Annotated in this window: 11 protein-coding genes and 1 tRNA gene; 3 read left to right on the plus strand and 9 right to left on the minus strand. The window is 36.6% G+C overall.

Features of this window, described 5'->3' with window-relative positions; translation table 11 throughout:
- Window positions 1-221: 221 nt before the first annotated feature.
- The 6 genes from IHO40_RS03515 to IHO40_RS03540 all read right to left on the minus strand — a co-directional run bounded on the left by IHO40_RS03515 (window position 222) and on the right by IHO40_RS03540 (window position 4,693).
- Entirely contained in the window at window positions 222-848 is a 627-nt protein-coding gene (locus IHO40_RS03515; protein ID WP_225536787.1) for a hypothetical protein, read from the minus strand.
- Between the two features lie 109 nt (window positions 849-957).
- Complete coding sequence (dut, locus tag IHO40_RS03520) at window positions 958-1,419, minus strand: dUTP diphosphatase (protein ID WP_225536788.1); 462 nt, start codon at window positions 1,417-1,419, stop codon at window positions 958-960.
- 140 nt (window positions 1,420-1,559) lie between these two features.
- A complete protein-coding gene (gene holA, locus IHO40_RS03525) occupies window positions 1,560-2,558 on the minus strand; it encodes a DNA polymerase III subunit delta (protein ID WP_225536789.1) in 999 nt (332 codons plus the stop codon).
- A gap of 79 nt (window positions 2,559-2,637) precedes the next feature.
- On the minus strand, window positions 2,638-3,456 hold the full coding sequence (locus tag IHO40_RS03530) for a metal ABC transporter permease (RefSeq protein WP_225536790.1): 819 nt from the start codon (window positions 3,454-3,456) through the stop codon (window positions 2,638-2,640).
- A 1-nt stretch (window position 3,457) separates the two neighbouring features.
- Complete coding sequence (locus IHO40_RS03535; RefSeq protein WP_410543358.1) at window positions 3,458-3,814, minus strand: Mth938-like domain-containing protein; 357 nt, start codon at window positions 3,812-3,814, stop codon at window positions 3,458-3,460.
- A gap of 12 nt (window positions 3,815-3,826) precedes the next feature.
- A complete protein-coding gene (locus IHO40_RS03540) occupies window positions 3,827-4,693 on the minus strand; it encodes a 4-(cytidine 5'-diphospho)-2-C-methyl-D-erythritol kinase (RefSeq protein WP_225536791.1) in 867 nt (288 codons plus the stop codon).
- Window positions 4,694-4,776: 83 nt separating this feature from the next.
- Here IHO40_RS03540 and IHO40_RS03545 point away from each other — a divergent pair, with 83 nt between their 5' ends.
- The gene (locus IHO40_RS03545) at window positions 4,777-8,172 is read left to right on the plus strand and encodes a UvrD-helicase domain-containing protein (protein WP_225536792.1); all 3,396 of its coding nucleotides are present in this window, start codon (window positions 4,777-4,779) and stop codon (window positions 8,170-8,172) included.
- Window positions 8,173-8,597: 425 nt separating this feature from the next.
- Here IHO40_RS03545 and IHO40_RS03550 read toward each other — a convergent pair whose 3' ends face one another.
- Window positions 8,598-9,206 (minus strand): RDD family protein, encoded by a 609-nt coding sequence (locus tag IHO40_RS03550; protein ID WP_225536793.1) that lies wholly within the window; start codon window positions 9,204-9,206, stop codon window positions 8,598-8,600.
- Window positions 9,207-9,227: 21 nt separating this feature from the next.
- Window positions 9,228-9,310, minus strand: a tRNA-Leu gene (locus IHO40_RS03555).
- Between the two features lie 113 nt (window positions 9,311-9,423).
- On the opposite strand from IHO40_RS03555, the gene IHO40_RS03560 reads away from it, so the two are divergent.
- Both IHO40_RS03560 and IHO40_RS03565 read left to right on the plus strand, forming a co-directional pair.
- Complete coding sequence (locus tag IHO40_RS03560) at window positions 9,424-10,875, plus strand: replicative DNA helicase (RefSeq protein ID WP_225536794.1); 1,452 nt, start codon at window positions 9,424-9,426, stop codon at window positions 10,873-10,875.
- Between the two features lie 365 nt (window positions 10,876-11,240).
- Window positions 11,241-11,465: a hypothetical protein gene (locus IHO40_RS03565; RefSeq protein ID WP_225536795.1), complete on the plus strand. Its 225-nt coding sequence runs from the start codon at window positions 11,241-11,243 to the stop codon at window positions 11,463-11,465.
- Between the two features lie 163 nt (window positions 11,466-11,628).
- Here the strand turns inward: IHO40_RS03565 and metG are convergent, their stop codons facing one another.
- Window positions 11,629-13,176 (minus strand): methionine--tRNA ligase, encoded by a 1,548-nt coding sequence (gene metG / locus IHO40_RS03570; RefSeq protein WP_225536796.1) that lies wholly within the window; start codon window positions 13,174-13,176, stop codon window positions 11,629-11,631.
- Window positions 13,177-13,326 lie beyond the last annotated feature (150 nt).

The raw sequence follows: 13,326 nt of genomic DNA on the forward strand, positions 1-13,326 counted from the left end.
TTAGACAGTAGATCCTAGTATCAACTGCTGGGATAACAAGAAAAGGCTACTTGGTGACAGGAGGAAAAGTTCTGGGATGGCAGGAGAATGAACTACTTAGAGCACCTTTGGAGGCTCAACACGATACTCATACAACTTACGTGGTGCTTGAAATGCAAGAACTTTTAAGAGAAAAAGAGGCGGACCCAGTCTACCTCTTTGTTTTACTTAAGCTATACTACTTATTGTTTTTGCCCTTGTCCTTGTCCAGCAGGTGTAACAGAAAGAAGTTTACCCAAATAAGTGCTAACCTCTTTAGCACCTTCTTTATTTAAGCCTAATTCTTCCGATGGCTTATTACTTGTTGAAACATATTCACCCTTATTGTTTTTCACTTCTAGTGAATCTATTTTGAAGAGTAAAGTATTACCTAGCTCTTTGGTAGGCTTATCACCAACAACAACACGGTAGCTCTTATCTCCTAAGTTGAAGCCTATATAATATTGACCTTGTTTCACATTACCTTGTTCATCTTTAACTTGGTTATCTTTCTTCATTTCCCCATATACATCTCTTCTTACTAATAGCCCATCCTGAGTAACCTTCGAAGCTTTCTCTTCAGATATTTCGTTATTTTTGCTAATGGCATATACTGCTAAGCCAATTAGTGCAACAGCAACAGTTGCTAGTATACCTATTCCAAGTGGTGTAGCTGCAAAAACTACAAGTGGAGCTAAAACTGAATATGAAGGTGCCCAATATGGTGACGAAAGTGCTACTGCTGCGCCTGCGATATACAGAGAAGTAAGTGCAACAAGTGCAGTGTTTGTTGTATGGAATTGACCATGGTGGTTTTTAAAAATTGGCATAACTACCTCTTTAATAAATTATTAATATACTTAAAATTGTATGTAAAAAATTACCTCGGTCAAGAAATTTTTAACGTGAAAATCAACTAACAGATAGCGTTTGCATAAACTACCTACCACTTGAACCAAAACCCCCAGCATTTCGGTTAGTTTCTTCTACATAGAATTCTTCTGTATTATCCCAAATCACCTGAGGCACGGAATTAATAAGGATCTGTGCTATTCTATCTCCCTTTTTTATCTCATATGGTTGATTGCTGAGATTAATTAAGCAAACTTTAACCTCACCTCGATAATCAGAATCTATAGTGCCTGGAGAATTTAAAACAGTGATTCCATGTTTTGCAGCAAGACCAGAACGCGGGCGGACTTGTCCCTCAAAACCACTTGATATTGCGATTATAATTCCAGTTGGAATGAGTAGCCTTTCAAGCGGATTTAAAATAACAGAGTCATTCAGTGCTGCATAAAGATCCATACCAGCGCTCTGTGTAGTTGCATAACAGGGAAGAGGCAAATCCTCTCCGTGTGACAATTTTTTTATCTCTACTTTTATGTTACTTCTTTGCACTTTATCTATCAAAGCTTAAATTATAGCACGTAAATTGTATTAGTAAAAGTGATAAATCATAAACAACATCTTTTAGTGCTTGACATGAGAGCTACAATTTGTGAGCAATCTCCACAGGAAAATATTTTAACTCTAATATCTCAAGTGTCGGCCATTTGCAGTGCATATTGAAAGATCATTTTATGGTCTAAATCAGTTTTTTTACAGATGACCTCTAATCTTATCAATCTTTCTAAGATCCTCCTAAGTTCTAAAAGTTGAAAATTTTTCAAATGAAGCTTGAAATTCTGCAACTGCTTGAAGAACAATGGGGGGCTCAGCTGATCAATTGCAGCTTGCTCGCTCATTCCGCTTTGTATCGACAGCAAAACGTTTTCAAGGCGCAGGAAATAATTTGATATAATACGAATTAACGCTATTGGTGAAAAATTCTCCTGTAATATCAGTGTATCGGAAATTTTGATAAAACTTGCCATATCTTTATTTGCTATAGCAAAGCACAGGTTATCAAGTGTAACATAATCATTGCTAGAGGCTGAAAGGCACAGTTCTACATCATCAAGTTTAAGATCCTTTCTCTCCCCCAGATACAAAACTAATTTCTCAAGTTCTGAGTATATAGGTAGCTTGCTATGATTAAAGTAAGATTGCAAATGGTAAATTACTTCACTTGTGCATTTTACGTCATTTTGTTTCAAGTAACTGGATACAATGTTGTAAAGATTACTGCTACTATCTTTATAGAAAGCAATTACGCCAAAAATTTTTGAGCTTTCCATATAACTTTTAGTTGCAGAACTATATGGTAGATCATTTGCTATCATCATTACGTAATGATCATTTGTATTATGATCCAATACATTTTTTAACTCTTTAGATATACTCCCACTTACATTTATCAGCTTAACTAATTTCTTGTTAGCAAATATCGAAACGTTTGCTAACTCAGAAAGTAATAAACCAGGTGACTTATTCACTGTTGCAAAGTCCATTACTTGAACTGAATACTCATCTAAACCGGCAATTACCTCCTGTGCGAAAAAATCAATTCTACTATTATCGCTTCCATGAATTAACACACCACTTAAAGTATCAGGTTTCTCTAGAAATTTTTTGATCTTAGATGGTGTAACTTTCATGCATACTCACTTCATGATTAGCGTTTCTACAACAATGTTCTAAAGTAGTTGTATCACATAATTACTAGACCGTTAACACCTAGAGTGGAGCTAAGCTTTTATTTAATATTAACTTCATAAAATAAGCGACAATTAAGTATGCAGCTGCAATAAGTATAATTGCAGGCCCTGTTAATAAATCAAAGCTTGCAGATAATATAAGACCTGATATTCCAGAGACCACAGAAAAAACCGTTGCAATGATAACCATCTGCACTGGAGTTTTTGAGATAAGCCTTGCAGATGCAGCCGGTATTAACAAAAATGCAGCAATGAGTAATATTCCTATTAGTTGAGCAGAAACTGCTATAAATATGGCGAGGGTAATTAAAAACTCTAACCTGACCAAATTTACGTTAACCTTTTCAACTATTGCCAAATCTTGGTTGATTGAAATTATTAGCCAGTAGCGCCATCTAAATGCTAATATCAAAACAACCACTACTGAAGTTAAAAAAATCAATACTATGTCACCCTGCTCCAGTGTTAATATGTCGCCAAATAGCGAGCTAATAATGCTGCTATTTTTTGATGGAAGAAAGGACATCAGTATTAGACTTGATGATAAAACTACGTTAGTAACGATATTTAATATCGTATCAACAGAATACAATCTATCAAAATTGAGGGAAAGCAGTATTGCAAAGGCAATTGCTATAAACATTATGCTGATTGAGGGAGTGGTTCTGAAAATTAAAGCCAGTGCAACGCCAAGCAACGAAGAATGAGACAAGCTATCACCTAGATACGACAATCTCTGCCATATCATAAATGACCCTAACGCACCTGTTACGAGGCCAATTATAACTATCGCAATCAGGCTATTGATAAAAAAGTCCTGTGTAAACATTTCAGGCATGCTATATGGCCCTTAAGTAAGTGATAACAAACCTGTCTTCGGATATCAGGATGTTATGGGTTCTGCATGCAGAACCTATTGTCATAAATTCAAAACTTAAACCTTTTTGTTCCATAAGATATGATTTCAATGAGGTATTTAATACGTTGCGTGCTTTACCGGTACCTATCAACAAAATTTCTATTTCCTCTGTTAAAAAAGATTTAAAATGCTCCTTACTATTTATATCACTTTCTTTTAGTTCAATCACCTTTTCAAGAAAAATTATAATTGAGCCGTGATATTCTTGATCATTCACCAAAAATTTTCCTTTCCCGTAACTGCCTGTAAAGTTTTTATTCGTAGAAACTAAAGGAATTATACCAATAAATCAAGTTATCAATTGAGTGTCACATACCCACCATTCTGGCTGCTTTTCTCTAATATTTGCTGTGGCAGCTTTTGCGTTCTCTTCGTTGTCGAACATCCCAAAGCACGCTACACCGCTGCCTGACATGCGAGACAATATAGAGCCTTTTTGTGACTCTAGTGCTAATATCACATCTTCAATTTCAGGTATAAGACTTACTACTATCTCTTGAAGATCGTTTTTCGTTTCTTTGAGAAGCTTCAGCAGATCCTTTTCAGCATCATCGCTCCATTCAATTGGTTTTGAGAAATCCCCTTTATATTTAGAAAATACCTCTGGTGTGCTCAAGAACTTTTTTTTCGGTTTCACAAGTACTATGTTTGTGGGTAGAGAGAGTTTTTTTATGGGACACAACTCTTCACCAATACCTCTAACCAAAACTGGCTTACTATCTATACTTGCAGGAACGTCAGCACCAACGCTCAAAGCTATTTCATTTAAGATTGATCTATCAATTTTCCATAACTTCCCTAGTGTACGTATTATAGCTCCAGCATCTGATGAGCCACTACCCAAACCTGCAGCAATTGGTATATTTTTCACAACCTTTACAATTATTTTAGTTCGCACAGGAGCATATCTAAGCAATAGATTAACTGCTCTCATTACAGTGTTGTACCTGTTATTTATTCTAAGTTCGGAATTTACAAATTCAACTATAGAGTTGTCGTATCTGAAATCCTTTTCACCTACCTTTATTTCCAAAAAATTGGAAAGATTGGCAAAAACAAATAAGCCTTCAATTAAGTGATACCCTATTTCTTCTTTTCCTACAACATGCAAAAAAAGGTTAATCTTTGCATGACCCTTTACACAAAAACTTTTCATTTGTATATCTTCACTAATACTACTTTCACATTATATTTTGTAATGCCATTTTATTCAAATTTTATACGATTTTTACATTTTTGATGAGATTAAATGCAATCAATCCTAGCCTCTCTGTATGGGTAAACGCATCTGCTGGTACAGGCAAGACAAAAATCTTAATAGATAGAGTATTAAGACTTTTATTGGAAAACAAAAGGAATATTCTCTGCTTAACATTTACCAATGCTGCAGCAAACGAGATGGAAAGTCGCATTCACAGTACACTCAGTAAGTGGGCAATATGCTCAGGGGATGTGTTGGCAGCAGACTTAGAGCAATTGGGTCTCTCTTTGGTGTCATCCCACACGTCATATCATCCTTCAGCATCATCCCAGCACCCCCATTTGTCATCCCAGTGCTCAACATTAGGATCTAGAGAAAACGAAGGTCAAGCAAGAAGGCTTTTCTCTGAACTGGAAAATCTTGGTTTGACTATACAGACCATACATGCTTTTTGTTACAAATTGATTTCTAGCTTTCCTGTGGAAGCTGGTGTCGCTCCAGATTGTACGCTGAGCGAATGCAAAGAATTACATTCCATCGTATTTGACAAAACGCTTCATGACAAAACTGTGCAGGATGATATTAACCTTATCGCGTCCGAGGTTGATGAAAACAAACTACGCGACCTGCTTTATACTTTATGCGTAAGAAGACCGTTGTTGTTAGATGATTTGAAGTATATCAAAGATAAACTGAGTGCCCCAGATGAAATTCATGGGTTACAGAGTGAAACGGTTGAGCACGTGAAAAGGTTAGCTGAAATACTAAGCGAGGGAAGCAAAAGAGATCAAAGTTACAGTACAATGCTCTACAATTGGTGTAACTCATCTGTCATTCTAGCGCGTGAAGCTGAAGTCTGGAAAAAAAGAAATATGGATCCCATTGTCAAGCAATGGGATAAAACCAATATAGAAAACCTAACCAAAGTATTTCTAAAACCAGAATCAAACGAAAAAAAAAGCATATCGTCCATCATAACAAAGGGTACTTTGGAAAAATTCGGAGATGCAGAACAGATCATAGAAAATATTCAAAATGTAGTATTTACTCATGTGAGAGGTGTGCATTCTTATCAAATATTCAAGAGAACCAGTAGTTTACTCAAAATATTTAAAGTGTACGTTGATCTATACAATGATGAAAAATCAAAGAAAGCACTGATTGACTACAATGATATAATCCATTTAGCAACAAATCTTCTCGGCAACCAGGATTATAAAGATTGGGTATTGTTTAACTTAGATCAAAAAATAGACCACATTCTTGTTGATGAGGCGCAAGACAATAGCATCAGTCAGTGGAAAATTATAACAAATCTCTGTGATGAATTTTTTACTGGTGGTGGTGAAAAGCGAACCTTGTTTGTTGTTGGTGACGTAAAACAATCTATTTACAGGTTTCAAGGGGCAAACCCTCACCTATTCAATTATATGCAACAATACTTTCACACAAAAACCGGCGGCAGAGACTGGATATCGTGTCAACTCGAAAAATCATTTCGCTCCACTCCACACATTCTAGCACTTGTAGACAGATTATTTAACAACTTTCGTGAAGAGATATCTTTTATCGATAGTGAAATAAAACATATTCCACATAGAGAAAACGATCAAGGATATATTGAAATTTGGCCGTTATTGCCAAGATGTAAAAAGGAAGAGCAGCAAGCCTTACAAATTCATTTAACACAGAAAAAAGATCATGTAATAGCAGAGCGATTACTCGCTCAGGCAATAGCCCACAAAGCTTACAATTGGTTAAATGAAGGGCGAATTTTAGTTGCTAAAGACCGCCATATAGAACCAAGGGACATTATGATCCTGGTACGGCAGAGAAACGTGTTAGTTGACTACTTAATAAGTGAACTTAAAAAAGCAAACGTACCGGTTATAGGACGGGACTATTTTAGAATCATGGACTATATAGCTGTACAGGACTTGATAGCTTTGGCTGAATTTTTACTCCTGTCAACAAACGATTTAGCTCTTGCAAATGTTTTAAAATCACCACTATTTAATTTCACTGAGGATGATTTATTCAATGTTGCATACAACCGTAAAGAACAGTCGTTATGGGAAAGACTTCAGGATTATTGTGAGGTCATCTATAGTGAATTAAATTATCTCATTGACTTATCTCACACGGAGTCCTCCCTTACATTATTCACGCATGTACTACGCACAGGTAAGAAGAAATTTGCTGCAAGGCTAGGTCTTGAGTGCTTTGAGATCTTAGATGAATTCATGAACCTTGTACTGCAATTTGAGAACCCATCTCTTCAAGCATTTGTTCAGTGGATCAAGGAGAATAATCCGGAAATTAAAAATGATATGCAGTCAGAGCGCAATGCCGTACGAATAATGACAATTCATAAATCAAAAGGTCTACAAGCTCCTGTAGTGTTTTTGGTTGATACAAACACAGTTCCGAGAAACAATAAAAGCATTGTTTTTGATGCAATGGAAAGACCATTTTGGTGTGGAAAAAATGACAACGCTTATTGTGATCAAGTGAAAAGAGAGAAAAAACTAGAGGATTATAATGAATATTTGCGTTTGCTATATGTAGCGCTCACGCGTGCTGAAGATGAGTTATACATTATAGGTAAGGAGCCAATGCAAAAAGGCTCTTGGTATGATTTAATTACTAAGTATGGAGAACCATATGAAAAGAAACAAGCAGACTTATGTCCAATATTTAAAGAAAAGATTGAAGTGCTGTGTGTAAATGCAAATTACCCCTCTGTTTATAAAAAACGTGATTATTTTGATGTTCCAGTGATTTCGCCTCCACCAAACCTGTCTATGTCACCCCAGACATCTGAAAAAAAAGGAGAACCAGCATCAACTACTCACTCATTATCCCAACCCCCCCCTCTGTTATTTCAGCACTTGATGCTGGAATCCAGTGAAAAAAAAGAATGGATCCCAGTGTCTGGCTACTTAGATGGCAAAAAAAGAAGCATTGGGATGACAAGTACGCGAACAACAGATGGTTATGCAAGAGGCCTAATCATCCACAGCATATTGCAGTATATGCCTAAGATAGAGAAAGACAGGAGAAAAGATTGGGTAAGAAAATATCTCGATAATATGAACACCAGGGAAGATAAAGATGAAATTTACAATAAAATATTAGCCTTTAATGAAAAATATGATTATCTATTTGATTTAGAAGGTAAATCAGAAATTACACTGAGTGGAACAATTGATGGAGAGCCGATGTTAGTACGGCTAGATAGGCTGTGTATAACGCAAGATAAAGCAATTATAATTGATTATAAATCACACCGTAACGTTTCTGTTTTCTCGTTAAATGAGATAAAAAAGCAAATATCGATCTATAAAACCTTAGTACAAGAAATATGTCCAAACAAGCAGGTAGAGTACGTGGTCGTTTGGGTGGAAGACTTAACCCTGCAATCTGATTTTTAGTCTAAGTATTAAGAAACTTACCAAGTAAAAAAAGACAAAAGAAACCCTGGTCAGTATTTATTTTTAGTATTGGCATTTTTATGTCTTAAACGCAGCAATTTAGCTGCTTTTAAACGCAACTAGTCTAAGCTATAATATTTAAGAAATTTACCAAGCAGAAAAAAAAGACAATAAAATCCCAAGTTAGCTAGTTATTCCACTCTCTATTTTAAAATCCGGCGTTGGGTGATGCTCTAAACTACTTATAAGCGCGTTTCAGCTTGTATGGGTAAAAACCGAAGTTTTAAAAAGACATGCAGTGCACATAGTGCGAAAAATTAAACAATAATACGCCAAATACAAATTTTCTTGTCATTTTAATCTGCACAGACTGGGAAGTTAAATAAATAGCTTCATTACTATGACAAGGGTGACGGTGGAGGTTGTCAAGTAGTTTTTTTGTCCTGTCTTCTAAGGCTTTTATTCGTGATAACCACCGTGTCTGCGATCTTGTCATGCCAAGTTTGGAAACGTTTGTCGAAATTTGACCATATAAAACCTAAAAATAATGGCGCAACTGACAATATAAAGGAGAAAAACCTCTTCGTTGCTTGTTTCAGGGTCATTTTTCCAAAAGTCTGTTCATCCACAACTCTGAGTCCAAGTAGTAGCTTTCCTGGCGTAGCAGCGAACCTTATCCACATATATGCAACATAGCTAAATAGCATGATAAATTGGACTATTTGATTTAGAATCATTAATTTAACAAGTTTGCTCTGCGTTGCCTTCTCTTCCGCAGAAATTGGCGCTTGCACCTGATATTTTGCAATTATTTCGCTTAATATTTTCCTGTCTTCTGAATTTGTAAAGAGCTGATTTAAAGCCAGGCTACAGAACTGTAAGAACAAAACGATAATAATTAAATCAAGCAATGCCGACATATAGCGCCTAAATCCCGTTACATAGCATATTCCATTCTCATCCTTTTTTACCTTTTGAATAGCATTCATAGAAGAGAGAATAGAAAATAAGCGATTAAAAACCCTATGTAACATATGTGTTTTCCAACATTTGGGTGCCCCTGGCTGGACTTGAACCAGCATGCTTTTGCGAGCAACAGATTTTGAGTCTGCCGTGTCTACCATTTCACCACAGGGGCTTAAGTTTTAATACTATAGGCAACACGAAATTAGTCAAAATTTTTTACCTTTGCATCTTTCAAACGAGGACTAAATATTCTACAATAATCGATAGTTGCTCTAAAAACTTAGAATGAATAAATTAGCTGATCTCATCGATTCAAGAAGCATAGGTAAAGAAATATGCAAATTACCACATAACTTGGAAGCGGAGCAAATGCTCATTGGTACAATGATTCGTGATAATAGAATTTGTGATGCAGTCGAAGATATGATTGCAGCAGACAATTTTTATGATCCACTGCATCAGAGTATTTTTACTCAGATATCTAAAACCAGAAAACACGGCATAGTTGCCAATGAACTGAGCCTCAAAATGTTTTTTGAGAACGATGAAGCATTTACCAAGTGCGGTGGAGTTGAATATCTTGCAAAGCTCGCAGCGAAGGCAAGTATTGCGCTTGATATCTACAGCTTGACTAGAATAATCCGTGATACTTATTTAAGAAGATGCTTAATCAAGCTCGGGCAGGAGATAGTTGATGATAGTTACAGCTATGACGTCGAAAACCCTGCACAGGCGCAAATTGAACAAGCAATGACTAAGTTGTTCAATTTAGCGGTAAAAAAGCAAGGCGAGAAGACGTATATAAAGCTTGCAAGCTCGGTTAAAGATGTAGTTGAAAAAATCAGCACGTTGAAAAATAATCCAGAAGCGCTGGGCATTACAACCGGACTCCAAGACCTAAATCAGCTTCTTGGTGGTCTACAGAAATCTGACCTATTAATTCTAGCTGCAAGACCTTCTATGGGTAAAACAGCACTGGCGCTAAACATTGCCCTTAATGCTTGTAAGGTCTTGCAAAAAAGAGCAGATAAACAACACTACGTAGCATTTTTCTCACTTGAAATGTCAGCGGAACAATTAACTGCAAGATTGATCACTATAGATTCGGGAATTAGTTATTATAAGGCACTGACCGGAAGAATTAGTGATTTTGAATTGCATGAATTCATTAATGCTAGTGCAGAATTGTCTGAATTGCCTTTCATCATAGATGACACTCCTGCACTGTCAATAAGTGCTCTTCGTACCAGAATACGTCTGCTGTATCAATTATATAATGTGGAAGTGGTGTTTATTGATTACCTGCAGTTAATCAGAGGAACAACAAAAAGGAGTAATGAAAATAGAGTGCAAGAAATCTCGGAAGTGACTCAGGGTTTGAAAGGAATTGCAAAAGAGTTGAATATTCCTATTGTTGCACTATCGCAGCTCTCTCGTTCTGTCGAGCAAAGAGACGACAAAAAACCACAACTTGCTGATTTGCGCGATTCGGGAAGCATAGAGCAAGATGCAGATATAGTAATGTTCCTCTACAGAGAAGAATATTATGAGCTGAGAAAGCAGCCAAGTGAAGGAAGCAATAAACATCGAGAATGGCAAGAAAAAATGGAGAAAATTAGAAATATTGCAGAGCTCATTATTGCAAAACAAAGGAACGGACCAATCGGCAGTGTGAAACTGTATTTTGACTCCAGCAGAGGTGAATTCAAAGATTATATGGAGAGACACAGTTCATAGCCTTAGGCAATCTTTTATCAATATCTATCCTTGCTGTAGCTTATTAATTTATTAATAAGCTTGACATATCTCTTCATCCATGCTATAAAATAGTAAATTAATTCTAGTGAGGTATATAATGAAAAATATATTTAATAAAACTAATGAGCCTTATCTTGTAAGTGGTGCTTTGGCTATCAGAGAACTCTATTAGCATCAGGAATATTTGCTGTAGCTCCTTATATTGGGTTCCTAACTCCAGTTGCAGCTCTAAGTCTTGGTCTTCCATTTAAAGTAATAGAGGCTAAGAATAAAGCTATTGCTAATCTTAGTGAAGATGACATACTGAAACGTCAAGAGAATAGAGAAAAAAACAAGAAGAGGTTTTGGACTGCGCAGATCTCAGGAATCTATTTAAAGAGGAAAAACAGCAGGAGGAGGTTTTAGATCCTGTAGCTCTTAGGAGCCTGTTTGATGAAAGTCCTAGCTCAGAAAGTCAGCCAACTAAATCTGAGACGGGGGTGTATTTTATGATACAGAACCTGGTGAGGAAAAAAGTACTAGAAATCATTCAACTCGAAATGGTCAAAGCTGAACTGAATGGGGCATAGGCACGGCTAAGGCAGCATTGAGAGGAACAATGTTTGCTACTGTTCAGCAGCACCTATTGTGAGTGTGTTTTTGACAAAGCCTGAAGTATCAGGTGTGCTTCATGAGACCAGCAGTACATACTCTCGTTACTAAAGGTAACCCCACCTAGGAGGAATAGTTTAACTATTTCTCCTCTTTAGTCTCAACCCTCAAAAAAACTGGAGTAGGTTTAGGTAGTGTAATACCTAAGCTTACGCACGCATTGCACAGAGATTTTAAATCGCGTTGTTCTTTTGGAATTTGTATTTGATCTAGTATCATTTCTGCTGACCTTGGGACAATTGGCTGCAGTAAAATACCAATTATCCTGATATATTCGAGTAGTTTATAGATTACTAAATTCATGCGCTCTCTATCAGTTTTACTCAATGTCCAGGGTGCACTTTTATCTATATAAGCGTTGGCTTCAGAAGATATGTTAATAATTAAGAGTATAATTTGGTTAAACTCATACTTTGATAGATGATCCATCGCTTTATCGAGTATAGCTTTACAATTTGTAAGGCTTTCCTCACCTTTAAGTAGGCTTTGATCGATTGTTGGCACAATTCCCGAGCATTGTTTGTGTAAAAATGAAATTGTTCTTTGCACTAAATTGCCTATATTGTTTGCCAATTCTGAATTTACTCGGTTGATCATGTTTTTTTTACTGAAATTACCATCTTGGCCAAAACTCGATTCCCGGAGGAGGAAATAGCGTAACTGGTCAACTCCAAATTCCTCAGCCAGGCCAATTGGGTCTATGACATTGCCAAGAGACTTAGATATTTTTTCTCCCTCATTTAACCACCAACCATGCACTGCAATTTGTTTTGGCAGTGACAAATCTGCTGCAAGGAGAATAGCCGGCCAATATATGGCGTGAAAGCGCAATATATCTTTACCGATTACATGAACATTGGAAGAGCTGTCATTTGCCCGAAACCTCTTATATTCTTCACCTTTAGTACCAGGAAAGCCTACTGACGTGAGATAATTAGTGAGTGCATCAACCCAGACGTAGATTACATGTTTGTTATTGCCTGGCACTTTTATTCCCCAATTAAAACTAGTGCGCGAAATTGAAAGGTCAGTGAGTCCTGATCTTACAAACAATACCACTTCATTTTTTCTACTTTCAGGAAAGATAAAATTTGGCTGGTTTTCGTATAACTCCAGTAATTTGTTCTGCCAATTCGACAAACGAAAAAAGTAGCTCTCTTCTTTTATCCACTGAACTTCTGCATCTGTTGGTGCTTTACCATTTATCAGCTCCGATTCCTGATAAAATGCTTCATCACGGACTGAATACCAACCTGAGTAAGAATCAAGATATATTTGTCCTCTCTCTTCAAGCCTATTCCACAAAGCTATCACTGCTTTTTCGTGACGTTCTTCCGTGGTGCGGATAAAATCATCATATTGAAAATTCATGGACTTAGCTAATTCCCTAAATGAAACGCTTACTTCATCTGTAAATTCTTTTGGTTGCATTCCCCGTGCTTTAGCTGCTTTCTCGATTTTTTGTCCGTGCTCGTCTGTACCGGTAGTAAATTTGACATTTTTTCCAGCAAGCCTCATAAACCTTGCCACTACATCACACAAAAGGGAGGTGTATGCGTGACCAATGTGTGGTTTGTCGTTCACGTAATATATTGGTGTAGTGATATAAAAGTTTCCAAATTGCTCCATTATTCAATGCTTAAAGCTTTATCGTATCTGCACTAGTTGTAAAAATCAATAGCTATCGGGTTTTGTTACATAATAGTAGACAACAGTAGAGAAAAGCTACCCAATAGAAAACGAAAAAAAACTACTTGACAATCTTCACCGTCACCCTTG

Source organism: Wolbachia endosymbiont of Mansonella ozzardi (genome assembly GCF_020278625.1).
Taxonomy (GTDB): domain Bacteria; phylum Pseudomonadota; class Alphaproteobacteria; order Rickettsiales; family Anaplasmataceae; genus Wolbachia.

What these genes read in the sequence shown, in the direction of transcription:
- IHO40_RS03530 (WP_225536790.1), bottom strand. Translation starts at nt 3,456, where the DNA reads ATGCCTGAAATGTTTACACAGGACTTTTTTATCAATAGCCTGATTGCG.
- IHO40_RS03550 (WP_225536793.1), bottom strand. Translation starts at nt 9,206, where the DNA reads ATGTTACATAGGGTTTTTAATCGCTTATTTTCTATTCTCTCTTCTATG.
- IHO40_RS03545 (WP_225536792.1), top strand. Translation starts at nt 4,777, where the DNA reads ATGAGATTAAATGCAATCAATCCTAGCCTCTCTGTATGGGTAAACGCA.
- metG (WP_225536796.1), bottom strand. Translation starts at nt 13,176, where the DNA reads ATGGAGCAATTTGGAAACTTTTATATCACTACACCAATATATTACGTG.
- IHO40_RS03540 (WP_225536791.1), bottom strand. Translation starts at nt 4,693, where the DNA reads ATGAAAAGTTTTTGTGTAAAGGGTCATGCAAAGATTAACCTTTTTTTG.
- IHO40_RS03560 (WP_225536794.1), top strand. Translation starts at nt 9,424, where the DNA reads ATGAATAAATTAGCTGATCTCATCGATTCAAGAAGCATAGGTAAAGAA.
- IHO40_RS03515 (WP_225536787.1), bottom strand. Translation starts at nt 848, where the DNA reads ATGCCAATTTTTAAAAACCACCATGGTCAATTCCATACAACAAACACT.
- holA (WP_225536789.1), bottom strand. Translation starts at nt 2,558, where the DNA reads ATGAAAGTTACACCATCTAAGATCAAAAAATTTCTAGAGAAACCTGAT.